The following is a 25,312-nucleotide window of genomic DNA, read 5'->3' as shown; positions in this document are numbered from 1 at the left end:
ACTTCAGGATTGATGTGCCTATCGCGGCGACCTATGCCTAGGGCGCAAGCGGATTTCCCTCGGAGCCAGCCCATGACAACAAGCGCCAACTCGCCCCATCCTCCGAACAAGCCCAGGGCTGCGGCACTGGACGGGGAAAGCCTTGAAAGGCTGCAGGCGATCATTGTGCGCCATGCGGAAAGCGAAGGGCCGCTGCTGCCGATCCTGCATGATGTGCAGGCGGAATGGGGCATGATCCCCGAGGCCGCGCAGCCGATCATCGGCAATGCGCTGGGGATGAGCCGGGCAGAGGTTTACGGCGTCGTCAGCTTCTACCACGATTTCCGCGAGGCGCCTGCGGGCCGCCATGTGCTGCGGCTGTGCCGCGCCGAGGCCTGCCAGTCGATGGGCGCGGACACGCTGGCCGAGCAGGTGCGGGGCGCGCTGGGCCTCGACTGGCACGAGACGACGGCGGATGGGCGACTGACGCTTGAGCCGGTGTTCTGCCTCGGCCTCTGCGCCTGCGGCCCTGCGGCGCAGATGGATGACCGGCTGGTCGGGCGCGCGACCGCGCAGCGCGTGGTCGCCATGGCAGGGGGGGCGCGCTGATGCGGGTCTGGGTTCCGATCGACGCCGCCGCCCGCGCGCTGGGCGCGGATGAGGTGGCCGAGGCCGTGCGGCGCGAGATGGGGGTGGCCCCCACGCGCAACGGCTCGCGCGGGATGATCTGGCTTGAGCCGCTGATGGAGCTTGAGATTGAGGGCGTGCGGCATGGCTTCGGGCCGGTGGCGCCCGGGGACGTGCCGGCGATCCTCGCCGATCCCAAGGGGCATCCGCTGGCGCTGGGGCTGGTCGAGGATCTGCCCTGGATGAAGCGGCAGACGCGGCTGACCTTTGCCCGCGTGGGCGTGATCGATCCGTTGTCGCTGGAGGAATATCAGGCCCATGGCGGGCTTGAGGGGCTGAAGGCGGCGCTGGCCGCACCCGACAAGATTGTTTCCGAAGTTACGGAGTCCGGCCTGCGCGGCCGGGGCGGGGCGGGCTTCCCGACCGGGATCAAGTGGGCAACCGTCGCCAAGGCCGCCGCCGACCGCAAGTATATCGTCTGCAACGCCGACGAGGGCGACAGCGGCACATTCGCCGACCGGATGGTGATGGAAGGCGACCCCTTCACCCTCATCGAAGGCATGGCTGTCGCGGGCATCGCCGTGGGTGCCGTACAGGGCTATGTCTATATCCGCAGCGAATATCCCGACGCGATCCGCGTCATGCGCGCGGCCACCGACATCGCCCGGGCGGCAGGGGTGCTGGGGCCGTCGGTGCTGGGTTCCGCCCATGCCTTCGACATGGAGGTGCGGGTCGGCGCGGGCGCCTATGTCTGCGGCGAGGAGACCAGCCTGCTGAACAGCCTGGAAGGCAAGCGCGGCGTCGTTCGGGCCAAGCCCCCGATTCCGGCGCTGGAGGGCTTCCTCGGCAAGCCCACGGTCGTCAACAACGTGCTGTCGCTGGCCACCGTGCCGTGGATCATGGCGAATGGCGCGGCGGCTTACGCGGCGCATGGCATCGGCCGGTCTCGCGGGACCATGCCGCTGCAGATCGCGGGCAACGTCAAGCATGGTGGGCTGTTCGAGGTCGCCTTCGGCCTGTCGCTGGGCGAGATCGTGGACGAGATCGGCGGCGGCACCGCCTCGGGCCGCCCGGTCAAGGCGGTGCAGGTGGGTGGCCCCCTGGGCGCCTATTTCCCCCGCGCGCTGTTCGACACGCCCTTCGGCTATGAGGAGTTTGCGGGGAAAGAGGGTCTCGTCGGCCATGCGGGCATCGTCATCTTCGACGACGGCGCCGACATGCTGCCGCTCGCCCGCTTCGCGATGGAGTTCTGCGCCATCGAGTCCTGCGGAAAATGCACGCCCTGCCGCATCGGCTCGACACGGGGCGTCGAAACAATCGACCGGATTGCTGCCGGCGACCTTGAAGCCATCCCGGTCCTTTCCGATCTTTGCAACACGATGAAATGGGGAAGCCTCTGCGCCTTGGGGGGCTTTGCGCCTTATCCAGTCATGTCCGCGCTGACGCATTTTCCCGATGATTTCACCGGCAGGACGCGCCGGGTGGAGGCTGCCGAATGAAGGACTTCATCATCCCCGACGACCGCGACCTCGGCACCCCCGCGTCGCTGTCCGACATCATCGTCACGCTGACGGTGGACGGCATCCCCGTCGCGGTTCCGGCGGGCACCAGCGTCATGCGCGCCGCCGCCATCGCCGGGATCACGGTGCCGAAGCTCTGCGCGACCGACCACCTGACGGCCTTCGGGTCCTGCCGCCTGTGCGTCGTCCAGATCGACGGGATGCGAGGGACGCCCGCCTCCTGCACCACGCCGGTGGCCGAGGGCATGGTCGTCCGCACCCAGACCGACGAAGTCGCGCAGATCCGGCGCGGGGTGATGGAGCTTTACATCTCGGACCACCCGCTCGACTGCCTGACCTGCGCGGCCAACGGCGATTGCGAGTTGCAGGACATGGCCGGCGCCGTGGGCCTGCGCGAGGTCCGCTATGAGCCGGGCAAGAACCATTTCCAGCGCCGCGACAACGGCGAGTCGAACCCGGAATGGCGGGCCAAGGACCATTCCAACCCGTATTTCACCTTCGATCCGGCGAAGTGCATCGTCTGCTCGCGCTGCGTGCGGGCCTGCGAGGAGGTGCAGGGCACCTTCGCCCTGACCATCGACGGCCGCGGCTTTGACAGCCGCGTCAGCGCGGGGATGATGTCCGACAGCTTCCTGTCGTCCGACTGCGTGTCCTGCGGCGCCTGCGTGCAGGTCTGCCCGACCGCCACGCTGATCGAGAACACCGTGATCGAGATCGGCACGCCCGAGCGCATCGTGAAGACAACCTGCGCCTATTGCGGCGTCGGCTGTTCCTTCGACGCCCATATGCGCGGCGAGACGGTCGTGAAGATGGTGCCCAGCAAGGACGGCAAGGCCAACCGCGGGCATTCCTGCGTCAAGGGCCGCTTCGCCTGGGGCTATGCGACCCATGCGGAACGCATCCTGAACCCGATGATCCGCGAGGATTACCGCGACCCGTGGCGGGTGGTGTCCTGGGAGGAGGCGATCCGCTTCGCCGCCGACCGCCTGCGCGCGACGCAGGAGAAGCACGGCCGGGATTCCGTCGGCGTCATCACCTCGTCGCGCTGCACGAACGAGGAAACCTATCTGGTGCAGAAGCTCGCCCGCGCGGTCTTTGGCAACAACAACACCGACACCTGCGCCCGCGTCTGCCACTCGCCCACGGGCTACGGCCTCAAGACCGCTTTCGGCACCTCGGCGGGGACGCATGACTTCGACTCGGTCGAGCATACCGACCTTGCGCTGGTGATCGGGGCGAACCCGACCGAGGGGCACCCGGTCTTCGGCTCTCGCCTGCGCAAGCGGCTGCGCGAAGGGGCGGGGCTGATCGTGCTCGACCCGCGCCACATCGACCTGCTGGACAGCGTGCACCGGAACGAGGCGATCCACCTGCCGCTGCTGCCCGGCACCAATGTGGCCGTCCTGACCGCCATGGCTCATGTGATCGCGGCCGAAGGCCTCTATGACGAGGCCTATATCCGCGAACGCTGCGACTGGGACGAATTCCTCGAATATCGCGACTTCCTGCTGGACCCGCGCCATTCCCCCGAGGAGGTCGAGCGCCACAGCCACGTGCCCGCCGACCTGATCCGGCAGGCGGCCCGCGCCTATGCGAAGGCGCCGCGCGCGTCGATCTATTACGGGCTGGGGGTAACGGAACATTCGCAGGGCTCGACCACCGTCATGGCGATCGCGAACCTTGCGATGATGACCGGCAACATCGGCAAGCCGGGGACCGGCGTGAACCCGCTGCGCGGCCAGAACAACGTGCAGGGTTCCTGCGACATGGGGTCCTTCCCGCACGAATACCCCGGCTATCGCCACGTCACCGACATCGAGACACGCGAGCTTTACGAGCGCGTCTGGGGCGTGCCGCTGTCCGACGAACCGGGGCTTCGCATCCCCAACATGTTCGACGCGGCGACGCAGGGCCGGTTCAAGGGCCTGTATTGCCAGGGCGAGGACGTGCTGCAGTCCGATCCCGACACCACCCACGTCCAGTCGGCGCTGGCGAGCCTAGACATCCTGATCGTCCACGACCTGTTCCTGAACGAGACCTCGAACTACGCCCATGTCTTCCTGCCGGGGTCGAGCTTCCTGGAAAAGGACGGCACCTTCACCAATGCGGAACGCCGGATCAACATGGTCCGCAAGGCCATGACCCCCATGAACGGCCATGCCGACTGGGAAATCACGATCATGCTGGCGAATGCCATGGGCGCGGGCTGGCACTATGACCATCCCTCGCAGATCATGGACGAGATCGCGCTGACCACGCCCAGCTTCGCGGGCGTCAGCTACGACCTGCTGGATCGCGAAGGCTCGGTGCAGTGGCCCTGCAACGACGCGGCCCCCCTGGGCACGCCCGTCATGCACATCGACGGCTTTGCGCGCGGTCCCGGCAAGTTCATCAACACCGAGTATGTCCCAAGCGACGAGCGCACCGGCGGCCGCTTCCCGCTGCTGCTGACCACGGGGCGGACGCTGACCCAATACAACGTCGGCGCCCAGACCCGGCGCACCGACAACACTGTCTGGCATCCCGAGGATCTGCTGGAGATCCACCCCCATGACGCCGAACAGCGCGGCGTCCGCGAGGGCGATTATGTCCGCGTGGCTAGCCGGGCGGGCGACACGACGATCCGGGCGAAGATCACCGATCGGGTCGCGCCGGGCGTGGTCTACACGACCTTCCACCACCCGAACACGCAGGCCAACGTGGTGACGACCGACAACTCGGACTGGGCCACCAACTGCCCCGAGTTCAAGGTGACGGCGGTGCAGGTCAGCCCCTCGAACGGGCCGTCCGAATGGCAGGAACAGTATCGCAGCCATTCGGAACTCGCCCGCCGCATCCTGCCGGCCGCGGAATGAGCAAAACAGGACCGGCTCGCCAAGGCAGCGGGCCGGGGACGGACACAGGCACGCTGCAAGAGGCGACAATTTCGGCCGCGCTGCCCCCCGGTGAGGCAAGCATGGGGGCAGGCGCGGCCGAAGACAGGACGGCATCATCCCCGCAGCCGACCGCCCCGGCTGCGGGAAAGCCGCCCCGCCGCTGGTCCGGCGGCTGGGTGGCGGCCGACGCGCCTGCAGCGCCCGAGGAAGCCGCCGTCGCCATCGTCATCGACGGCACCAGCCAGGCGGTGCTGATGGCAACGCCGCACGACTTGGCCGATTTCGCGCTGGGCTTTGCGCTGACCGAGGGGCTGATCGCCTCGTCCGCTGACGTGACCGACCGAGAGATCACGCAGGTCCGGCCGCCCGCGCAACTACCCGGCGTTCCCGCCTATGAGGCGCGGTTGTGGCTGCGCCCCGGCCTCGCCTCGGGTCTGGCCGAGCGGCGGCGCAGCATGGTCGGCCCCGTGGGCTGCGGCCTTTGCGGCGTGGACAGCATCGCCGCCGCCCTGCCACAGGTCGTGCGGGTGGCCGAGGACGCGGGCCTGTCTCCACAAGACGTCGGCCGCGCGATGCAGGCGCTGTCCGATGGCCAGCGCCGCTGGCGCGAGACGCCCGCGATACACGCGGCGGGGTTCTGGTCGCCCGACACGGCCATCGTGCGCGAGGACGTGGGCCGCCACAACGCGCTCGACAAGCTGGCGGGCGCGATGGCGGACCAGGGGCTCGACGCGAAGGGCGGGGCCATCGTCATGTCCTCGCGCCTGTCGGTCGATCTGGTGCAGAAGACCGCCCGCATCGGCGCCTCGGTCCTGATCGGCGCCAGCACGCCCACGCGGCTGGCAATCGCCTGGGCCGAGGCGGCGGGCATCACCCTGATCGGCCGCGCCCGCGGCGAGGCTTTCGACCTTTACACCCACCCCCAGCGCATGAAGGGCTGACGCCTTGTCCGAAATCTCTGAACACACGCCGCATGAAAAGCTGATCCGCATGGCGAACCAGATCGCCACCTTCTTCCGCAGCCAGCCGGGCGAGCCAGAGATCGCGGTGGCGGGCCACATCAACGATTTCTGGACCTACCGGATGCGGATGGACCTGCTGGCGGCCCTGCGCGCGGGCGAGCCGGTGGACCCCATCGTGCAGGCCACCGCCCCCCATATCCGCCTTCCCGGCGAGCCTTCGGAGGGCGCGAAGCCCGTGGACCCGCTGTCGCATCAGGAATGATAGCGGGCCTGTCCGGGCGGGACGCAGCGCCCCGGCTGTCGTGAGGATGCGCCCCGTGTCTGCAAGGACCGCCGGGGCGATGCCTGCCGCGGATCCGAGAACCCGCGGAACAGGCGGTCGCCGGGATGCGTCGCCGCGGGGCGATCCTCGTCCGGCCTCAGGGCGTGATCAGGTATTTCTCTCCGGTCGCCTTCTTCTGGCAGGCCAATGCGATCTCGGGCTTCAGGACATCGGCTAGGCTGATGGTGGCGGTGTAGTGGCTGGCGAAGGTGGTCGTCATCTCGGCCGCCACGCGCTCGCGCATCCGCTGCACGATGGCCGGATCCATGCGCTTCAGCGCGTTGAACAGAAGCCAGCCGCCGATCCCCCAGGTGAAGCCGAAGCCGCGCTTGAGGATCGTGGGGCCAGTGTCCAGCGCCCCGTAGACATAGACCTGCTTCATCGTCGAGGAGCCGTAGCGGTCATAGCTTTCAAGGCTGCGGGCGGCCACGGCCTCTATCGCGTTCAGGATGGTGCTGGTCATCTCGCCGCCGCCGATGGCGTCGAAGGCGAGCGTCGCCTCGGTCGCGGCGATGGCCTCCTCCAGCGTCCGGCGGAAGTCGGGCGCGCTGCTGTCGAGGACATGGGTGGCGCCGATGCTGCGCAGAAGCTCGGCCTGCGCCGGGCTGCGGACGATGTTGACCAGTTCGATCCCGTCGGCCTTGCAGATCCGCACCAGCATCTGCCCGAGGTTCGAGGCGGCGGGGACATGGACGATGGCCTTGTGGCCTTCGGCCCGCATCGTCTCGACAAAGCCCAGCGCGGTCAGCGGATTGACGAACAGCGCCGCCCCTTCGGCCGCGCCCGCGCCTTCGGGCAGGACGATGCAGGCCTCGGGGCGGATCAGCCGCAACTCGGCATACATGGCGCCGCCGATCATGGCGACGCGCCGGCCGATCAGGTCCTGCAGGTCGGGACCGGCGGCGATCACTGTGCCCGCGCCTTCGTTGCCGACCGGCATCGACTGGTCCAGACGGGCGCTGACGGCAGGCAGAAGATGCGGCGGCACACTCGCGGTCAGGACCGGGGCGTCCTTGGTGCCCTCGGCCTTCAGCGTCGCCATGTCGGCCGGCCCGAACAGCAGGCCGAGGTCTGAAGGATTGACCGGCGCGGCCTCGACCCGGACCAGAAGCTCGCCCTTTCCGGGGTCGGGGACCGAAACCCGATCCAGGTTGACCCGCAGGGTTCCGTCGGCGGTGATGGTCGATCTCAGTTCAAGGCTGTCGTGCGGCATGTTGTCCTCGCGATGGGCGTTCCGCCCCGTGATGGTCATGGGCGCAGGGAAGCGGGGCGGCGTATCCTTGTCCAGCCGCAACCGCCCTCAGCGCGGCATCAGGAAGACCTCGCGCACGGCGGCGTGGTCCCCGGCTTCCAGCGCGTAGAGCGCCGCGCGGGCCACCTCGTCGGGGCGGATCGCCTTGGGCTTGGCCTCGTCGAAGAAGTCGGTGTCCACCATGCCGGGCGCGATGACGGTGCAGCGTCCGCCCCATTCGCGCATCTCCTCGGCCAGATTGCCGCCATAGCCATGGACGAACCACTTGGAGGCGCCATAGACCGAGCCCTTGATATGCACCCGCCCGGCGGCCGAGCCGGTCATCAGCAGATGGCCCTGCGTCTTCTTCAGAAAGGGCAGGGCCGCCTTGGCGGTGAACAGCAGACCCATGACGTTGATGCGGATCATGTCCTGCCATTCCCCGGGATCGCCGCCCTCGGTCCCGGCGGCGTTCAGGCCGCGGCCTGCATTGGCAAAGGCCGCGTCAACCGCGCCGAAGCGGTCCGACATCCGTTCCAGCGCCGTCTGCAGGTCGGCGAGGTCAGTGACATCGCCCGGCAGGGTCAGAGCGCGGTCTTCCCCCAGTTCTGCCACCAGCGCGCGCAGGCGGTCCTCGCGCCGGGCGAACAGCCCCACGCGCCAGCCGTGCGCGACCGCAAGTCTGGCCGTGGCGGCGCCGATGCCGCTGGAGGCTCCGGTGATGAACAGGGTCTTGCCGGTCATGGGTCCGTCCTTCGGTGGGGTCAGGGCTTGCGCAGGCTAGGGGCGGCGGCTCCCGCAGGCAATCCCGCCGTCACGGGCCGGGCAGTCCGGCTTTGGCCGGGAAAGTCGGTCAGCCATCAGCCGTCTCTGCATCTTGCCGCCGCAGCGGCTGTGCCCCTAGTCTCAGGCAGACCCGTCACCCCGAGGATTGCGTTCCGCTGTGAGGTTCCGCAGACGTATCTTGCGACCGGTCGCCTCGGCGCGGGTGCTGATGGGGCATCGCCGCTCGCGCGGGACCGACCTGGTGCTGGCAACGGTGCTGGCCGCGGTGGCGGGCGCGTCGAACGCGGGCGGCTTCTTCGCGCTGGGCGCCTATACCTCGCACATGACGGGCTACCTGTCGCAACTGGCCGACAATCTCGTGATCGGAGAGTTCTGGATCGCCCTTGTCGCCGCCGTCGCCATCGGCGCCTTTGTCGCGGGCGCGGGTTTCAGCACGCTGCTGATCAACTGGGCGCGGCTTCGCAGCATGGGGCGGCAATATGCCCTGCCGGTCGCGGTGCAGGGGGGGTTTCTGGCCTGCTTCGCCAGCGGCGGCATCTTCACCAGCCCGCCGGGACGGCTGTTCGCGCTGGCCTGCCTTTGTTTCATAATGGGGATGCAGAACGCGACGATCACCAAGATCTCGGGCGCGCGCATCCGCACGACCCATGCGACCGGCATGATCACCGACATCGGGATCGAGCTGGGCCGCGAGGTCTTTGCCCGCGCCTTCCCGGGACGGCACATGGGCGCCGACCCCCGGAAACTGCGCATCCACCTGCAGCTTGTCGGCGTCTTCGTCGCGGGCGGCGTGGTCGGTGCGGCAGGCTTTTCGCGCATCGGCTTTGTCTTTGCCCTGCCGCTTGCCGCCGTCCTTCTGGGGCTGTCGCTGCCCGCGCTGCTGGGCCGGAGGGTCAGGCCCTAGCCGTCAGTGTTCCGCGGCACCGCTCCGACCGGTACCCAGGTCTCATGTGCCTGCCAGAAATCCGTCATCTGCAGTCCCTATCAGCGCCCCGAGCTTGACCCGGGACGGACAGAGATGCTGCAGGTGAAATCGGTGACGCGGATGTTCGGCGCCAAGGCGGCGGTCGATGACGTCAGCTTCTCGGTCGATGGGCCTGCCTTTGTCGGCATCATCGGGCGGTCGGGCGCGGGCAAGCCCACATTCCTGCGGTTGATGAACCGGCTGACAGACGCGACTTCGGGGCAGATCATGGTCAAGGGGCGCGACGTGCTGGCTCTGCGGGGTGTCCCTGCCCGCGAATGGCGGCCGCAATGTGCGATGATCTTCCCGCAGTTCAACCTTGTGCCCCGAATGGACGTGGTGTCGAACGTCCTTTGCGGCGTCCTCAACTGCTGCGCGACCCTGCCGACCATGTTCAGCCTGTGGTCCAAAGCTGACATCCTGCGGGCGCTCGACATCCTCGATCGCCTCGGCATCGCCGAGCAGGCGCCCAAGCGCGCTGATGCAGGACCCCCGGATCATCCTTGCGGACGAACTCCTCGCCAGCCTCGACCCGCTGAACGCGCAGGTGATGATGGACACGCTCAAGCGCATCAATGCCGAGGACGCGCCCATCGTGATCGCCAACCTGCACACGCTGGACACTGCGCGGCGCTATTGCGACCGCGTGATCGGGATGTGCGACGGCCGCATCGCCTTCGACGGTCGCCCCGAGCAGCTTTCGACAGGCGTCGCCCGCAAAATCTACAGCGCCGGCGCCGATTTCAACGAGGCTGCAACATCGACCGCCGACCGCGCTCCGGACCGCGCCTGGGCGGACGCGATGCTGTTCTGACACCTTCCAACCACTTCCCCTTGGCCCCGAAAGCCGGAGCCGCAACTGCATGGAGCCTTTCATGAAGACCCCCACCGCCGTTCTTGCCGCCGCCACCGCGCTGGTCGGCCCCCTCTCGGCCCAGGAGATCAGCCAGTTCAACATCGGCGTCATGGGCGGAGAGACCGTCTGACCTCGGGCGAATGCCTGCGCGCCAGGGTCGAAGAGGCGCCGGGTCTCCCCGTCAAGGTCTTCGCCCCCGCCGATCATGACGGGGTGATCCAATGGGCTGCCGGGCGGCACGCTGGACTATGCCTGACTGGGCGCTTCGGGCTATGCCAAGATCCACCTGATCGACCCCGATGCGGTCACGGTGCGGCCGATCAAGCAGAACATGGACGGCTCGACCGGCTGTTGTTCCAGCGGCTTCGCCCGTGCCGACGCGAACTCGACCTCGGGCCATCTGGTTCCGGACGCCGATCTGCGCCACACCCATGGCCCGCTCGAGGAGCATTTCTCGGAGATCCGCATGTCGGGCGGGCACGAGCAGACGCTGGTCGGCATCCGGAACGGCGACATCGACGCGGGCCTGTCCTGGGCCGACGGGCAGGGGAACTGCGAAGACGGCGACAACTCGGGCGCCTTCCGCAAGGCTGCCGACGCCGGTCTGATCGACATGAACGAACTGGTCGAGATCTGACGCTCGAAGCTGATCCCCGAAGGCCCGATGGTGCTGCGCGCGGCGCTGCCCGAGGACATGAAGGAGAAGGTCACCCGACTGACCGCCGACCTGCAGGAAACCGACATCCTGCTGGCCGAGGGACGCAACGCGGGCGGTTTCCTGAACGGCCTGCCGATGCTGACGGCCTTTCCGTCCGAAGTGCTGTCCGAGGCCTGGGAAAAGCGGGCCGCCATTCCGGGGCGGATCGTGCAGTTCTTCCCCTCGCTGGTCGAAACGGTCAACATCGCCGCCGTGGCGACGCTGCTGGCCACGCGCGAGCTGTCGCGCTGGCCGCGGCTGACGCCGGTCTTCCGCCGCCTGATGGATGACTTCGGCGCCGTGCCCGAGATCGCGCCGGGTCCTGATCTTCATTCTCGGCAGCGGGCCGGTTCCCGCCGTCATCGTCATCGCGATCCACACGGCGGGTGCGCTGGGCATGTTTTCTGCAGTGGCCGAGAACGCCGACGCCGGGTCCGTCGAGGACCTGCACTGGGTCGGTGCCAACTGGTCACAGCGGATGTGGCTGGGCGTGATCCCGCAGGTCGCGCCGAACTGGCTCTCCTGCGCGCTGCTGCGTTTCGAGATCAACGTCCGCGCCAGCGCCGTCCTCGGCTTCGTAGGCGAGGGGGGCATCGGGCTTTTGCTGACGCAGGCGATCATGACCCGGAAGGACTGGGAGGAGGTCGCCCGTTACATGGTGCTGATCGTGCTGGTGGTGATTCTGATGGACAGCCTGTCGGGCTAGGTGCGGCGCAGGCTCATCCGGGGCGGGTGAACACGGGGGTTGAGCCGCCGCACCGGGGCGCTGCCGGAGCCTTCCTCGCTGAAAACTGACCACCGGACTCATTCAGCGGGAAAACAGCCATGACGGCTGTTTTCTGATCCGCGCCCTGTCCGGGCGCTTGGAAGCCCGCAGGATGTTTGAACAAAGAAGAAATATGCAGAGATGCCCCGACTGTCCGTCGATGGCCCCTTCATCCATCCGCGATGCGAGATGGCCAATTCGACCTTTGGCGCTTGGTGCGGGGTGGGGCAGGGGTCGCGCGTCCTGAACTCGGATTACTGAGACTATGCCTGTTGCCACCGGTTGGCGGATGTTGCCAACACCACGGTCGGGCACTTCGCCCGTATCGCGGCGATGGTGCGGATCGGGCTGACGGATCATCCTTGGACCCATGCGGCGCAGCATCATTTCCTTTTACCCCTCAAGCTTTTACTGTGAGGATGCGGAGGACGACCCCACCTTCTTCGCCGCCAGTGCGGCGCGGCGGACGGTGCGTGGGCCGGACGGCCGGCTCGGGCATGGCGCCATCGTTGCCTCGGGCGCGGTGGTGATGAAGGACGTGGACCCCTTGATGATCGTCGCGGGTTGCCCGGCGATGCCCTTGCAGACTCGAATCTTGAGGCGATAGCCTGCCCCAGCACGATCCACCATGTCGAGGGCGCGGCACCTCCCGCGCCGCTGTCGCCCGCCGCGGGCGTGGCGCTGCTGGTGGCAGCGGACCCGACGACTCCGCTGTTCCTTGCGGGCGCGGTGGACTGCCCGGCATTGCGGGATTGGCTGGCCTTCCTCATCGGCGCTCCGCTTGTCCTGGCAGAGAAGGCAGTGTTCGCCCTGGGCACATGGACCGCACTGCAGCCCGTCAGCCGCTTCCGCACCGGGCAGCCGGATTGTCCCGACCGCTCGGCTACGCTGATCGTGGAAACCGGACGGCTTGACGCCTGACCGCACCCGGCATCCGCGACGCGGCAAGCCTGTCGCTACCGGAAACGGCGGCGTTCCGGCACAACCGGGCGCTGTTCCCGCTGGGCTGGGACTGCATCCTGACCTGCGGCGACCGGCTCGCCGCGGTGCCCCGTTCAACGCGCGTGGAGGCTACCTGATGTAGGTCGCCGTCAGGGTGGCGAGCGCGCCATCGACAATGCCCATGTCTGGCTGGCCGAGGAACTCCGCGGCGACCCCGCCGTCCCGGACCTGACCATTGCCCCGATCCGCGAACAGATGCGGCTGGCGGTCAACCGGGGGGATGACAGAAGGCTCGCTTTACGACCCGACCTTGCCGCGCTGGCGATCAGGCAGGCGCGCGGCGACCTGATCGAAGCGGTGTTCCTGATCCGCGCCCATCGAACGACGCTGCCACGGCTGGGGGCCTCGCGTCCGGTGGACACGGCGGCGATGGCGGTGGACCGGCGGGGCAGCGCGACCTTCAAGGACCTGCCGGGCGGGCAGGTGCTGGGGCCGGCCTTCGACTATACGCACCGTCCGCTCGACATGAAGCTCGGGGCCGAGGGCGAGGTCGCGGCTGCAACCGCGCAGGACGCGACCCCCGAGGCGCAGGGCGACACCGCGCTCCCTGACCTGACGCGCGAGCCGCTGGAACTGCCCGCCGCCCGTCCCTTGCGACTGCAGGCGCTTGCGCGGAGGGACGAGGGCTTCATCCTGTCGCTCGCCTCTTCCACCCAGCGCGGCCTTGGCCGCATCCATGCTTTCGTGGGCGAGCTTCGCATCGGCCGCGTGGCCGTCGAGGTGGGGATTCTAAAATTGGGCTTTTCCGTCGAGATCGGCGAGGTCGAGCTGACCGAATCCGAGACGGTGAACCAGTTCAAGGGCTCCCGCACCAAGCTGCCGCGGTTCACGCGCGGTTATGGGTTGGTTTTCGGTCAGTCCGAATGGAAGGCCGTCTCCATGAGCCTCGTGGACCGGGCGCCGCGCTGGCGGGAACTGGGCGAGGATGACACCGGCGCCCCCGGCGCAGGACGAGGAATTCGTGCTCTATCACTGCGACAACATCCAGGCGACTGGCTTCCTGGAACATATCAATCTGCCGCTTTATGTTGATTTCCAGGCGGAACTGGAACTCGTCCGCCGCTTGCGGGCCGAGGCCGCGCCGATGCAGGAGGCTGCAGCATGAACATCGTCTTCGACATCGGCAATGTGCTGGTCCGCTGGAACCTTAACGCGGCCTTCGCGGATCACTTCGACAGCCCCGAACTCATCGATGCCTATCTGGACGAGGTGGGCTTCCACGACTGGAACCGCCTTCAGGACGGCGGTCGAAGCTGGGCCGAAGCGAGCGCCGACCTGCGCGCCCGCCATGGCGAGCGCGCGCATCCGGCGACTGACTATCCTTCGCGCCATGCCGAGACCATCGCCGAGCCGATCGAGGGCACATGGGCGCTGGTGGACCGGCTGGCGGCGCGAGGCCACGTGCTTTACGCGATCACCAACTGGTCAGACGAGACCTGGCCCGACGCCCAGCGCCTGCATCCCCGGCTGACGCAGGTCTTCCGCGACGTGGTGGTCTCGGGGCAGGAGAAGCTGCTGAAACCCGATGCCGCGATCTTTCGTGTCCTCTGCGCCCGCAACGGGCTGGACCCTGCGGATTGCCTTTTCATCGACGACAGCCCGGCCAACGTGGCAGGTGCCCGTGCCTTCGGGATGGAGGCGGTGGTCTTCACCACGCCCGAGGGGCTGGAAACCGACCTGAGCGAACGGGGGCTGCTGTGAGCGATTGCAACTTCGCCTGCCCGGACGAACAGGCCACCCGCATGATCCGCCGCGCGATCCTCAAGGCCGTGGCGGTGCCCGGCTATCAGGTGCCCTTCGCCAGCCGCGAGATGCCCATGCCTTACGGCTGGGGCACCGGCAGCGGTGCAGGTGACGACCGCCCGCCTGAGCCCCGGGGACTGGCTGAAGGTCATCGACGAGGGCGCGGACGACCCCGCCAACGCGGTCAGCATCCGCAAGCTCTTCCAGCGCACCGCAGGCGTCGCCGTCACCGAACGCACCGACGAGGCGGCCGTTATCCAGACCCGCCACTGCATCCCCGAACAGCCGCTGGCCGAGGACCAGATCCTCGTCTATCAGGTGCCGATCCCGGAACCTTTGCGCTTTCTGGAACCGCGCGAGACGGAAACGCGCAAGATGCACGAACTTGAGGAATACGGCCTCATGCATGTCAAGCTGTACGAGGACATCGCGCGCAACTATGGCGGCATCCGAGAAACCGCGCAGGACTGGCTGGGTCGGGCCGAAACCGCCGCCGACCGCGTCGACGACAGGCCCGCGCAGTTCTCGGGCGGGATGCAGCAGCGGCTGCAGATCGCGCGGAACCTCATGACCGGGCCGCGGCTGGTTTTCATGGACGAGCCGACCCGGGGCCTGGATGTCTCGGTGCAGGCGCGTCTGCCGGACCTGCTGCGCGGGCTCGTGCGCGACCTCGGGCTGTCGGTCATCATCGTGACCCATGACCTTGCCGTGGTCCGGCTGCTGGCGCATCGGCTGATGCGGATGCTCTGGGGCAACTACCTTGCCGCCGGGGGCTGCATCATCGTGGGCGGCACCGATGTGGCGACGGCCTCGCCGCGCGGGATCATCGCGCTGCGGCGGGATACCTTGGGCCATATCAGCCAGTTCCTGCGCCTCCCGCGCGTGCCGACGCTGGAGGTAGGGGCCGAGCCGCTGCTGACGCTGGGCACATCCTCCGACGCGGCAAAGGCGAGGGCGGCGGCGCTGCTGCGCCGGCTCAACATCCCCGAGCGGCTGTGGGGCCTGTCGCCCACCACCTTCCCGGGCGGCGAGCAGCAGCGCGTCAACATCGCCCGCGGCTTCGCCCGCCCTTACGCGGCGCTGCTGCTGGACGAACCCACCGCCAGCCTTGACGCCACCAACCGCGAGGTCGTGCTGCGGCTGATCGAGGAAGCCAGGGCGCGCGTTGCCGCAGTCCTCGGCATCTTCCACGACGAGGCCGCCCGCGCCCGCGCCCCCGTCTGCGACCGGCTGGTGGACGTGACCGGCTTCACGCCCAAGGCTGTGGCATGATCTTCGCGGTGGTCGGCCCCTCGGGCGCGGGCAAGGACACGCTGATCGAGGGCGCGCTGCGGGCGCGTCCCGGCTTGCGGCTGGCCCGCCGCGTCATTACCCGCCCGACCGGGGCCGGGGGCGAGGATTTCGAGGGCGTCACGCCCGCGGAATTCGCCGCCCGCAAGGCACGGGGCGAGTTCGCGCTGGACTGGCAGGCCCACGGCCTGAGCTACGGGATACCAAGCGCGCAGGTGCGGGGTGACGGCGACGTGATCTTCAACGGCAGCCGCGCGGCGCTGCCTGCGGCACAGGCGGTCTTCCCCGACCTGCGGGTGATCGTTATCACCGCCCCGCCAGAGTTGCTGGCCCGGCGGCTGGCCGCGCGCGGACGCGAAACCCCCGGCGACATTGCCGAACGGCTGGATCGCGCCGGCTTCGACCTGCCCGACGGGCTTGCGACCGCGACCGTGATGAACGATGCGACCCCCGACGAGGGCGTGGCCCGGCTGCTGGCCGCGCTGGATGCCGCGGGAATGACAACACAGGACAACCGATGACCGAAACCATCCTTGCCAATGCCCGCCTTGTCCTGCCCAGCGAGACCATCAGCGGTCAGGTCCGGCTGGCCGGCGGCCGCATTGCCGACATCGCGCAGGGCACGCAGGTGCCCGCCGGCGCCATCGACTGCGAGGGCGACCTGGTCATGCCCGGCCTGATCGAACTGCACACCGACAACCTGGAACGCCACCTGCAGCCGCGCCCCAAGGTGCATTGGCCGCATCAGGCCGCCATTATCGCCCATGACGCGGAACTTGCGGGCGTGGGCATCACCACCGTCTTCGACGCGCTGCGGGTCGGGTCTGTCGTGTCCGACGCGGATGCGAACTATGGCGAATATGCCCGCGCGCTTGCGACCGAGATCATGGACCTGCGGGCGCAGGGCGCGCTGCGGATCAGCCATTTCCTGCATCTGCGGGCCGAGGTCTGTTCCGAGACGCTGATCGCGGAAATGGCCAAGTTCGGTCCCGACGACCGCATCGGCATCGTCAGCCTGATGGACCACACGCCGGGCGAGCGGCAGTTCCGGGACCTGTCCAAGCTGCGCGACTATTACACCGGCCGCTTCGCCATGACCGACGAGGTCTTCGACGCCCATGTCCTGCACATGACCGCCCTGAAGGAACGCGTGGGCGCCCGTCACGAGGCCATCGTGGTGTCCGAGGCCCGCCGTTATGGCGCGACATTGGCCAGCCACGACGACACCACCGCCGGGCAGGTGGCGGTCAGCGCCGGTCACGGCGTCCATTTCGCCGAGTTCCCGACGACCGCCGAGGCCGCTCGCGCCTGCCACGACCACGGCATCCTGGTGATGATGGGGGCGCCGAACCTGATCCGCGGCGGCTCTCACAGCGGCAATGTCGCGGCGGCGGCGCTGGCCTCCGAGGGGCTGCTGGACATCCTGTCCTCGGATTATGTGCCCTCGTCGCTGCTGACCGGGGCCTTGATGCTGGGCGATATCTGGGGCGACACCGCACGCGGCATTGCGGCCGTGACCATTGCGCCCGCGCGGGCCACCGATCTGCACGACCGTGGGCGGCTGGAAATCGGCGCCCGCGCCGACGCCATCCGGGTGACGCGCATCGGCAATGCTGGCGCGGTGCGTGGCGCCTGGGTACAGGGACGGCGGGTCTGAAGATGAGACTTTGCCGGAACAAGCGGGTTTCCGGCGGAAACGCCGTTGCCATGGCGGCACCTGCGCGTCCCGGCAGGCTTCCTCCGGGCACTTTCCTGCGTTCCATGTATGAGAGTGCAAAACCTCTGACGGCGTGACCTGACCTTCCCGCGCCAGCGGCGAAGCCGGGATACCCGCAGGTCTATCGGCAGCATATCGGCTGCGATCCTGCGTCGAGGCAGCCGAAGCCCCTGCGACCATGCCGGTGAGCATCGCCCCGCGATACCCTGGGGGGTATCATCACAGATGCAAATGATGTTGGACGAGGCTCGGCCGACAGGGCATCATGACTGCATGACACAGTTCCCCGGACATAGCCCTTTCCCAACTGTCGAGCGGGTCGAGACGGTGATTGTCGACCTGCCGACGATCCGGCCGCACAAACTGTCGGTCGCGACCATGACCGGCCAGACGCTGATGCTGGTGCGCGTCCATTGCAGCGACGGAATCGTCGGGATCGGCGAGGGCACGACCATCGGCGGCCTTGCTTATGGCGGCGAGAGCCCCGAAAGCATGAAGCTTGCCATCGACAGCTATTTCGCCCCGGTGATGCAGGGCCAGGACGCCAGCCGCGTGCAGGCGCTGATGGTCCGCATCGGCCGGATGATCCGCGAGAACCGCTTTGCCAAATGCGCGGTGGAAACGGCGCTGCTGGACGCGCAGGGCAAGCGGCTGGGGCTGCCGGTCAGCGAACTGCTGGGCGGACGGCTGCGCGATCGGCTTCCGGTGGCCTGGACGCTCGCCTCGGGGGACACCGCCAAGGACATCGCCGAGGCCGAGCAGATGCTGGACCTGCGCCGGCACCGCATCTTCAAGCTGAAGATCGGCGCAAGGGCGGTGCGCGAGGACATGGCCCATGTGGCCGAGATCAAGCGCGCCCTGGGCGACCGCGGCGCCGTGCGCGTCGATGTGAACATGGCCTGGAACGAGACCGACGCCGCCTACGGCATGGCCGCGCTGGCCGACGCGGGCTGCGAGCTGGTCGAGCAGCCGGTCGCCTCGACCGCGGCGCTGGCGCGGCTGGTGCGCCGCTTTCCCATCGCGCTGATGGCAGATGAATCGCTGCACGGGCCCGAGACCGCCTTCGAGCTTGCCAAGGTGGGCGGCGCCGATGTCTTCGCCGTCAAGATCGAGCAGAGCGGCGGCCTTTACGCCTCGCAGCGGGTCGCGGCCATCGCCGATGCGGCGGGGATCGGGCTTTACGGCGGCACGATGCTGGAAGGCGGCGTCGGCACGGTGGCCTCGGCCCAGGTCTTCGCCACCTTCCCCCGGCTGCAATGGGGCACCGAGCTTTTCGGCCCGCTGCTGCTGACCGAGGAGATCCTGGCCACCCCGCTGGACTACAGCGATTTCGAGCTTGAGGTTCCGGGCGGCCCCGGCCTTGGCATCGAACTGGACGAGGATCGCGTCGCCTTCTTCGCCCGGGACGGCCTGCGCAGGACCATCGACATCGGGCAGGGGCGCTGAAAATGCTTTTTCACGTGTTCATGGATGTGCGGATTCCGCATGACCTGCCCGCCGACGAGGCGGCCGAGATCATCGCGCGGGAACGGGCCTATTCGCAGGATCTGCAGCGCAGCGGCAAGTGGCGCCACATCTGGCGCATCGCCGGGCAATACGCGAATTACAGCGTCTTCGACGTGCGCGACAATGCGGAACTGCACGAGATCCTGTCGGGGCTGCCGCTGTTCAGGTTCATGAAGATCGAGGTGACGCCCCTGCTGCGCCACCCCTCGTCGATCCGCGACGACGACGCCTAGGCCGCGACCGCGCCATCATTCCAGAAGGAGGACCAGATGACAGTCAGGATTTTCGACAGGCCCGACATCCAGCAGTTCCTGAGGACGCTCAGCGGGCTTGACAACGAGGGCGGCGATCCGCGCGTAAAGCAGCTCATCCACCGGATCATGTCGGACCTGTTCCGCACCATCGATGAGATGGACGTGACGCCCGATGAATACTGGACCGCCATCGCCTGGCTCAACGACCTTGGGGCAGCGGGGCAGGCGGGGCTGATCTCGCCCGGCCTGGGGCTGGACCATTTCCTGGACGAACGGCTGGACGCGATCGACGCGGAACTGGGCATCGACAACCCGACCCCCCGCACCATCGAAGGCCCCCTTTACGTGGCGGGCGCCCCGGTCGAGCAGGGCTTCGCCCGGCTGGACGACGGCACCGACACCAACGGCCACACGCTGATCATGCACGGCACGGTCCACGGGGCGGACGGCCAGCCGATGCCCGGCGCGACGGTCGAGGTCTGGCACTGCGACACACGCGGCTTCTATTCGCACTTCGACCCGACCGGCAAGCAGGCGCCCTTCAACATGCGCCGCACGATCATCGCCGACGAGAACGGGCGCTACAGGTTTCAAAGCATCCTGCCCAGCGGCTACGGCGTGCCGCCCGGCAGCCCGACCGAGGCGCTGCTGTCGGCGCTCGGCCGCCATGGCCAGCGCCCGGCGCATATCCATTTCTTCATCAGCGCCGAAGGGCACCGCAAGCTGACCACCCAGATCAACATCGAGGGCGACCCGCTGGTGAACGACGACTTTGCCTATGCCACGCGCGAGGGGCTGGTCCCGCCGGTGATCGAGCGGACCGACCCGGAAAGCATCCAGGCGAACGGCCTTGAGGGTCCCTTCGCCGAGATCGTCTTCGACATCCACCTGACGCCGCTGGTCGAGGGTGTGGACAACCAGGTGAACGAAGCCCGCCGCCGCGCGGTCGCCTGATTCTCGCCGCCATCCGGCAGGCGCAGCGCCGGAAGGCGGCGCGAACGAAAGAGGGGGCTGCCCGATGCCGTGACCGGCGCGGGCAGCTCCTGCCTGTGCGGGGCAGGGGAAATGTCGGTTTGTGGTCAGGGTTGGGGCGACAGGCGGTTGACTTTCGCGCAGCCAGCGGATAGCGGAACTCCCTTGGCGCGAGGTTTCCTTGATGGCCGGGCGCAGGGGCCCGGACTGGAAGGACGTGGTGCCGCTCATCGGGTGCGTGGCATCCCCTTCTGGTAAAGTATCAATGACAGATCTCGAAATCGCCGCGCCGCTGGCCGCGGCTCTGGCCGACAAGGGCTATGACAGCCTCACCTCGGTCCAGCAGGCCGTGCTGGCCACCGACGCGGCGGGGCGCGACATCCTGGTGTCGGCGCAGACCGGCTCGGGCAAGACGGTGGCCTTCGGGCTGGCGATTGCCGCGGATATCCTCGACGGCGACCGGCTGCCGGAAATCCCGCTGCCGCAGGCGCTGGCCATTGCGCCCACACGCGAACTGGCGCTGCAGGTCGCCCGCGAACTGGACTGGCTTTATGCAGGCACGGGCGCGCAGATCGCCACCTGCGTGGGCGGCATGGACTATCGCACCGAACGCCGGGCGCTGGCGCGGGGCGCGCAGATCGTCGTGGGCACACCGGGACGGCTGCGCGACCACCTGGAACGCGGCAGCCTCGACCTGTCGGCGCTGCGCGCCTGCGTGCTGGACGAGGCCGACGAGATGCTGGACCTCGGCTTCCGCGAGGATCTGGAGTTCATCCTGCAATCCGCGCCCGCAGACCGCCGCACGCTGATGTTCTCGGCCACCGTGCCGCCAGCCATCGCGAAGCTCGCGACCGAGTTCCAGAAGGACGCCCTGCGCATCGTCGCGGCCGGCGAGGCACGTCAGCACGGCGACATCGCCTATCGCGCCTTCAGCGTGACGACGCGGGACCGCGAGAACGCCATCTTCAACCTGCTGCGCTTTCACGAGGCGCAGACGGCCATCGTCTTCTGCAAGACGCGGGCCAACGTGAACCATCTGCTGGCCCGGATGGGCAACCGCGGCTTCAAGGCCGTGGCGCTGTCGGGCGAACTCAGCCAGACGGAACGCACCCATGCCCTGCAGGCCTTGCGCGACGGGCGGGCGCGGGTCTGCATCGCGACCGACGTGGCCGCACGGGGCATCGACCTTCCGGGGCTGGAGCTGGTGATCCACGCGGACCTGCCGACCAATTCCGAAACGCTGCTGCACCGCTCGGGCCGCACGGGCCGGGCGGGGGCCAAGGGCGTCTCGGCGCTGATCGTGACGCCGGGCGATACCAAGAAGGCGCAACGGCTGTTGCAAGGCGCGAAGGTCGAGGCGGAATGGGGCAAGGCGCCCTCGGCCGACGAGGTGCGCGCCCGCGACGACATGCGGCTGCTCGACCATCCGGCGCTGACCGAGGAACCGGGCGAGGAAGCCGCGACCGCCGCGCTGCTGCTGGAACGTTTCGGCGCCGAGGTGGTCGCGGCAGCCTTCGTGCGGCTGTGGCGCGAGGGTCGGCCCGCGCCCGAGGAACTGATGGAGACCACGGTGCCCCAGACGGCCGCCGCCCCGCGTCCGCGCGGCGAGTTCGGCGAGGCCGTCTGGTTCGCGCTGTCGGTCGGGCATACCGGCCGGGCCGAGGCGCGTTGGCTTCTGCCCAAGATCTGCGAGGCGGGCGGCATCACCCGCGACGCCATCGGCGCGATCCGCGTCCGCCAGGACGAGACCTTCGTGCAGATCGCGGCGGCAATGGCCCCCCGCTTCGGCGCCGAAGCGGAACTGGAGCCGGGCCTGTCCATGCGCCGCCTGCCGGGCGAGCCGAGCTTGGACAGTCCCGACCACGGGTCCCGAGCCGCAGCCCGGCCGCCGCGCCCCGTCCGCGGCGCGGCAAAGGCGCCCCGGACCGAGGCGCAACCGCGCTGGACGCCTCTGGACGGCCAGAAGGACAGCGGGCCTGCCGCCAAGCGGCCGCGTGCAGCCAAGGCCGGCAAGTCATTCGACAAGGCGCCCGGCGGCACGGCCGAGGCCCCTCGCGCCAGGTTCAAGCCGAAGGTGGCGGGCGCGACAGGCAAGCCGCGCTGGCCCGCCAAGGCCCCCAAGCATTGACGACGCCTCGTCCCGGCGGTCTGCTCATGCAGGTTTGAACTGCCGCTGCGTCAGGTGGCCGATGCGGCCGCTTGACCGCTCGGGGTCCGCGCGGATAACGCTTGGGTTTCCCCGTTCCTCGAAGCGCCCCCTTGGGGCAGAAGGCAGGATGATGCCGACGACCACCCGTGATGCAGTTGATGCCCTGCTGCCGGCGGGCACGACCGTGGAAGATCTGACCGAGCGCGAGTTGGGAGAACTGTTCGAGGCCGTGGTCGAGCAGGCCGCGGCCGAGGACGGGGCATCGCAGCCCGCCAGGGAGTCCACTGCCTGAACAAGGCCCGGCCCCGATCCGCTTGACCTCGCCCCCGGTGCAGGACACATCCGCCCGGTCGAAGGGCGCAGGCTGGTCGCCAGGCCCCGGCCCGGATCAGGTGGAGGCAATCATGCAGGACGACCGCATGGCCATGCCCGTGCCGGACGAAGCGGGCGCAAAGGCTTCGCTGGGCCATGTGCTGGTCTCGTCCATGCGGGACGAGGGGCCTTATGCGCTGGAATTCGTGGCCCATCACCGCGCCATCGGCTTTGACCGCATCTTCATCGCCTCGAACGACTGCCGCGACGGGACCGACCTGCTGCTGGACGCGCTGGACCGCGCTGGCGCGATCATCCATCACCGCAGCACCGTCGCACCCGGAGAGGTGCCGCAGCACGCCGCCTATGCGGCGATGCGCAAGGCGCACGGGCTTGACCGCGCCGACTGGCTGATGGTGCTGGATGCCGACGAGTTCCTGGATGTCTGCACGGGGCAGGGCAAGGTGCAGGACCTGACCGCCGCGACCGAGGAGAGCGTGGACATCGTGATGCTGAACGCCCGGACCTTCGGGACCGGCGACGATCCCCAGTGGCAGCCGGGCCTTGTCACCGACCAGTTCACCCGGCGCCTGCCCGAGCGGCATCGCGCGAACGGCCCCGTCAAGACCCTGACGCGGGGGATCGGGCGGTTCCGGCAGATCCACAACCACTCGGTCATGGGATATCGCGGGGACCGCGACCTGCTGGTGATGCGGGCGGATGGCTCGACCTTCGCAATCCCGCCGGGCGGCAAGCTGTGGGCCTTCCTGCGCAACGTTCCGGTCGAGGACATCCGCTACGGCATGGCGCATTACAACCATTACGCGGTCAAGTCGCTGGCCTCGTTCCTGCTGCGGCAGGACCGGGGGCGGGGTGCCGCCCCCAAGGGGCAGCAGAACGACCGCCACACCTATCGCTATTTCGACCGCATCGCCGGGGCGGGCATCCGCGACACCGGCTTCGGCCAGCGCCACGGTGCCCGGCTGCAGGCCGAATACGCGCGGCTGATGGACATCCCCAAGGTTGCCGCGGCGCAGGCAGAAACCGAGCGCCGCCATGCCGCGCTGATCGAGGCGCTGGCGGGCTGAGCTATTCCGCCGCGTGGGTGGCGTTGTTCGGGGGAAGGGTGTGGTCCACCGGCTCGTAGCCGGTCTGGTCCTGCTGCGCCTCGGCATCGCCTGACAGCGGATCGGGCTTCATGCGGAAGCCGCGTTCAAGCTGGTCGAAGGGCGCAACCGGATAGTCGCCCGAAAAGCATGCATCGCAATATTGCGGGCAGGAATCGTTGCGGCCCTGCGCCTCGCCCACGGCGCGGTAAAGCCCGTCCAGCGAGACAAAGGCGAGGCTGTCCACGCCGATCCAGTCGCGCATTTCCTCGGGGGTCATGTTCGCGGCCAGCAGCTTGTCGCGGTCCGGCGTGTCCACGCCGTAGAAGCAGGGCCAGGCGGTGGGCGGCGAGGCGACCCGGAAATGCACCTCGGCCGCGCCCGCGTCGATGATCATGTCCTTGATCTTGCGGCTGGTTGTCCCGCGCACCACGGAATCGTCCACCAGCACGACCCTTTTGCCCTTCACTAGCGCGCGGTTGACGTTCAGCTTCAGCCGGACGCCCATGTTGCGGATCTGCTCGGTCGGCTCGATGAAGGTGCGGCCCATGTACTGGTTGCGGATGATCCCCATGCCGAAGGGGATGCCGCTTTCCCGCGCGTAGCCGATGGCCGCGGGGGTGCCTGAATCGGGGACGGGGCAGACGAGATCGGCCTCGACCGGGGCCTCGCGGGCCAGTTCCACGCCGATCTGGCTGCGCGTCTCATAGACCGACCGCCCGCCGATGATTGAATCAGGGCGGCTGAAATAGACATGCTCGAAGATGCAGAAGCGGCCCGAGGCAGGCCCAAAGGGGCGCGAGCTTTCGACCTTCCCCTTCGAGATCACGACCATCTCGCCCGGCTCGATCTCGCGCACGAACTCGGCGCCGATGATATCCAGCGCGCAGGTTTCGGACGCCAGCGCATAGCCGTCGCCCGCAAGCTTGCCCAGCACCAGCGGGCGCACGCCCAGCGAGTCTCGCACGCCGATCAGCTTGGTGCGGGTCATGGCGATGACGCTGAAGGCGCCCTCGACCCGGCGCAACGCGTCCTTCATCCGCTCGGGGATGTTGCGCTGGATGGACCGCGCCATCAGGTGGATGATGCATTCGCTGTCCGAGCCCGACTGGAAGATCGAGCCGCGCTCGATCAGCTCGCGCCGCAGGGCGACGGCGTTGGTGATGTTGCCGTTATGGGCGATGGCGCAGCCGCCCATGGCGAATTCGCCGAAAAAGGGCTGGACGTCGCGGATCGCCGGGCCTTTTGCCCCTGCGGTGGAATAGCGGACATGGCCGATGGCCAGTTCGCCCGGCAGGGTTTCCATCAGCGACGCCTTGGTGAAGTTGTCGCGGACGTAGCCGAAGCGGTGGGCGCTGTTGAAGCCCTTGTCGGGGTGGAAGGCGACGATGCCGCCGGCCTCCTGCCCGCGGTGCTGCAGCGCGTGCAGGCCGAGAGCGACGAAGTTCGCCGCATCATTGACGCCGATCACGCCGAAGACGCCGCATTCCTCGTGCAGCCGGTCGCTGTCGAATGGATCCGCAAGAAAGGGCTGCATCGCGTCGGCCTGTAGCTGTGTGGGGTGAAGGTCGCTCGGGCGGCTGTAGCAGCCCCGAGTCGAGCGGGACTGCGTCTATGTAGGATGGAACCGGTGAAAAGTCACCCCACAGGGCGGCAGATCACCGGAACGTCGCGG

General features: G+C 68.5%; 21 protein-coding genes and 5 pseudogenes. 23 read left to right on the top strand and 3 right to left on the bottom strand.

Annotated elements, in window-relative coordinates; genetic code table 11:
• Nucleotides 1-72: 72 nt before the first annotated feature.
• Genes H5395_RS05350 through H5395_RS05330 form a run of 5 tightly spaced genes read left to right on the top strand, consistent with a single transcriptional unit; the run spans nt 73 to nt 6,226 of the window.
• Nucleotides 73-588, top strand: a complete 516-nt coding sequence (locus H5395_RS05350) for a formate dehydrogenase subunit gamma (protein ID WP_182791472.1) — start codon at nt 73-75, stop codon at nt 586-588.
• Nucleotides 588-2,105 (top strand): NADH-quinone oxidoreductase subunit NuoF, encoded by a 1,518-nt coding sequence (locus H5395_RS05345; protein WP_182791471.1) that lies wholly within the window; start codon nt 588-590, stop codon nt 2,103-2,105. The genes H5395_RS05350 and H5395_RS05345 overlap by 1 nt, the downstream gene beginning before the upstream one ends.
• Nucleotides 2,102-4,981, top strand: a complete 2,880-nt coding sequence (gene fdhF, locus H5395_RS05340; protein ID WP_182791470.1) for a formate dehydrogenase subunit alpha — start codon at nt 2,102-2,104, stop codon at nt 4,979-4,981. Before H5395_RS05345 ends, fdhF begins: the two co-directional genes overlap by 4 nt.
• Nucleotides 4,978-5,943: a formate dehydrogenase accessory sulfurtransferase FdhD gene (gene fdhD / locus H5395_RS05335; RefSeq protein ID WP_234450818.1), complete on the top strand. Its 966-nt coding sequence runs from the start codon at nt 4,978-4,980 to the stop codon at nt 5,941-5,943. Before fdhF ends, fdhD begins: the two co-directional genes overlap by 4 nt.
• Before the next feature lie 4 nt (nt 5,944-5,947).
• Nucleotides 5,948-6,226 carry a formate dehydrogenase subunit delta gene (locus H5395_RS05330; RefSeq protein ID WP_370576389.1) on the top strand — a complete coding sequence of 93 codons (279 nt, stop codon included), beginning with the start codon at nt 5,948-5,950 and terminating at the stop codon, nt 6,224-6,226.
• A gap of 157 nt (nt 6,227-6,383) precedes the next feature.
• Here H5395_RS05330 and H5395_RS05325 read toward each other — a convergent pair whose 3' ends face one another.
• Both H5395_RS05325 and H5395_RS05320 read right to left on the bottom strand, forming a co-directional pair.
• The gene (locus tag H5395_RS05325) at nt 6,384-7,580 is read right to left on the bottom strand and encodes a zinc-binding dehydrogenase (RefSeq protein ID WP_255440527.1); all 1,197 of its coding nucleotides are present in this window, start codon (nt 7,578-7,580) and stop codon (nt 6,384-6,386) included.
• Nucleotides 7,581-7,586: 6 nt separating this feature from the next.
• The gene (locus tag H5395_RS05320; protein ID WP_182791469.1) at nt 7,587-8,261 is read right to left on the bottom strand and encodes an SDR family oxidoreductase; all 675 of its coding nucleotides are present in this window, start codon (nt 8,259-8,261) and stop codon (nt 7,587-7,589) included.
• Nucleotides 8,262-8,481: 220 nt separating this feature from the next.
• Here H5395_RS05320 and H5395_RS05315 point away from each other — a divergent pair, with 220 nt between their 5' ends.
• From H5395_RS05315 to H5395_RS05230, 18 genes and pseudogenes are all read left to right on the top strand, one after another.
• Nucleotides 8,482-9,207 carry a YoaK family protein gene (locus tag H5395_RS05315; protein ID WP_200559407.1) on the top strand — a complete coding sequence of 242 codons (726 nt, stop codon included), beginning with the start codon at nt 8,482-8,484 and terminating at the stop codon, nt 9,205-9,207.
• 114 nt (nt 9,208-9,321) lie between these two features.
• Nucleotides 9,322-10,081, top strand: a pseudogene (locus H5395_RS05310) (phosphonate ABC transporter ATP-binding protein).
• 61 nt (nt 10,082-10,142) lie between these two features.
• Nucleotides 10,143-10,928 (top strand): annotated as a pseudogene (locus H5395_RS19430) (PhnD/SsuA/transferrin family substrate-binding protein); the annotation flags it as partial.
• Between the two features lie 178 nt (nt 10,929-11,106).
• Complete coding sequence (locus H5395_RS19425; protein ID WP_370576393.1) at nt 11,107-11,526, top strand: PhnE/PtxC family ABC transporter permease; 420 nt, start codon at nt 11,107-11,109, stop codon at nt 11,524-11,526.
• A 430-nt stretch (nt 11,527-11,956) separates the two neighbouring features.
• The gene (locus H5395_RS05295) at nt 11,957-12,193 is read left to right on the top strand and encodes a hypothetical protein (RefSeq protein WP_182791467.1); all 237 of its coding nucleotides are present in this window, start codon (nt 11,957-11,959) and stop codon (nt 12,191-12,193) included.
• Nucleotides 12,151-12,507, top strand: a complete 357-nt coding sequence (locus H5395_RS05290; protein ID WP_255440526.1) for a phosphonate C-P lyase system protein PhnH — start codon at nt 12,151-12,153, stop codon at nt 12,505-12,507. The genes H5395_RS05295 and H5395_RS05290 overlap by 43 nt, the downstream gene beginning before the upstream one ends.
• A complete protein-coding gene (locus H5395_RS18795) occupies nt 12,504-12,665 on the top strand; it encodes a phosphonate C-P lyase system protein PhnH (protein ID WP_370576392.1) in 162 nt (53 codons plus the stop codon). The genes H5395_RS05290 and H5395_RS18795 overlap by 4 nt, the downstream gene beginning before the upstream one ends.
• Before the next feature lie 31 nt (nt 12,666-12,696).
• Nucleotides 12,697-13,693 (top strand): annotated as a pseudogene (locus H5395_RS05285) (carbon-phosphorus lyase complex subunit PhnI).
• On the top strand, nt 13,690-14,289 hold the full coding sequence (locus H5395_RS05280; RefSeq protein WP_182791466.1) for an HAD family phosphatase: 600 nt from the start codon (nt 13,690-13,692) through the stop codon (nt 14,287-14,289). Before H5395_RS05285 ends, H5395_RS05280 begins: the two are co-directional and overlap by 4 nt.
• Nucleotides 14,286-15,603, top strand: a pseudogene (locus tag H5395_RS19420) (alpha-D-ribose 1-methylphosphonate 5-phosphate C-P-lyase PhnJ). The gene H5395_RS05280 and the pseudogene H5395_RS19420 overlap by 4 nt, the downstream one beginning before the upstream one ends.
• Nucleotides 15,600-16,142: a phosphonate metabolism protein/1,5-bisphosphokinase (PRPP-forming) PhnN gene (gene phnN, locus H5395_RS05265; protein WP_182791465.1), complete on the top strand. Its 543-nt coding sequence runs from the start codon at nt 15,600-15,602 to the stop codon at nt 16,140-16,142. The pseudogene H5395_RS19420 and the gene phnN overlap by 4 nt, the downstream one beginning before the upstream one ends.
• Nucleotides 16,139-17,278: an alpha-D-ribose 1-methylphosphonate 5-triphosphate diphosphatase gene (locus tag H5395_RS05260; protein WP_182791464.1), complete on the top strand. Its 1,140-nt coding sequence runs from the start codon at nt 16,139-16,141 to the stop codon at nt 17,276-17,278. The genes phnN and H5395_RS05260 overlap by 4 nt, the downstream gene beginning before the upstream one ends.
• Nucleotides 17,279-17,611: 333 nt before the next feature.
• Nucleotides 17,612-18,784, top strand: a complete 1,173-nt coding sequence (locus tag H5395_RS05255; protein WP_182791463.1) for a muconate/chloromuconate family cycloisomerase — start codon at nt 17,612-17,614, stop codon at nt 18,782-18,784.
• A gap of 2 nt (nt 18,785-18,786) precedes the next feature.
• The gene (gene catC, locus H5395_RS05250; RefSeq protein ID WP_182791462.1) at nt 18,787-19,077 is read left to right on the top strand and encodes a muconolactone Delta-isomerase; all 291 of its coding nucleotides are present in this window, start codon (nt 18,787-18,789) and stop codon (nt 19,075-19,077) included.
• Between the two features lie 36 nt (nt 19,078-19,113).
• Entirely contained in the window at nt 19,114-20,052 is a 939-nt protein-coding gene (catA, locus tag H5395_RS05245; protein ID WP_182791461.1) for a catechol 1,2-dioxygenase, read from the top strand.
• 283 nt (nt 20,053-20,335) lie between these two features.
• Nucleotides 20,336-22,198, top strand: a complete 1,863-nt coding sequence (locus tag H5395_RS05240; RefSeq protein ID WP_182791460.1) for a DEAD/DEAH box helicase — start codon at nt 20,336-20,338, stop codon at nt 22,196-22,198.
• Nucleotides 22,199-22,346: 148 nt separating this feature from the next.
• On the top strand, nt 22,347-22,511 hold the full coding sequence (locus H5395_RS05235; RefSeq protein WP_182791459.1) for a hypothetical protein: 165 nt from the start codon (nt 22,347-22,349) through the stop codon (nt 22,509-22,511).
• 112 nt (nt 22,512-22,623) lie between these two features.
• The gene (locus H5395_RS05230; RefSeq protein ID WP_182791458.1) at nt 22,624-23,619 is read left to right on the top strand and encodes a glycosyltransferase family 2 protein; all 996 of its coding nucleotides are present in this window, start codon (nt 22,624-22,626) and stop codon (nt 23,617-23,619) included.
• 106 nt (nt 23,620-23,725) lie between these two features.
• Here the strand turns inward: H5395_RS05230 and purF are convergent.
• Nucleotides 23,726-25,174 (bottom strand): annotated as a pseudogene (gene purF, locus H5395_RS05225) (amidophosphoribosyltransferase); the annotation flags it as partial.
• Nucleotides 25,175-25,312 lie beyond the last annotated feature (138 nt).

The organism is Paracoccus sp. MC1854 (assembly GCF_014164635.1).
Taxonomy (GTDB): Bacteria; Pseudomonadota; Alphaproteobacteria; order Rhodobacterales; family Rhodobacteraceae; genus Paracoccus.
This window is presented reverse-complemented; position numbering and strand designations above follow the sequence as displayed.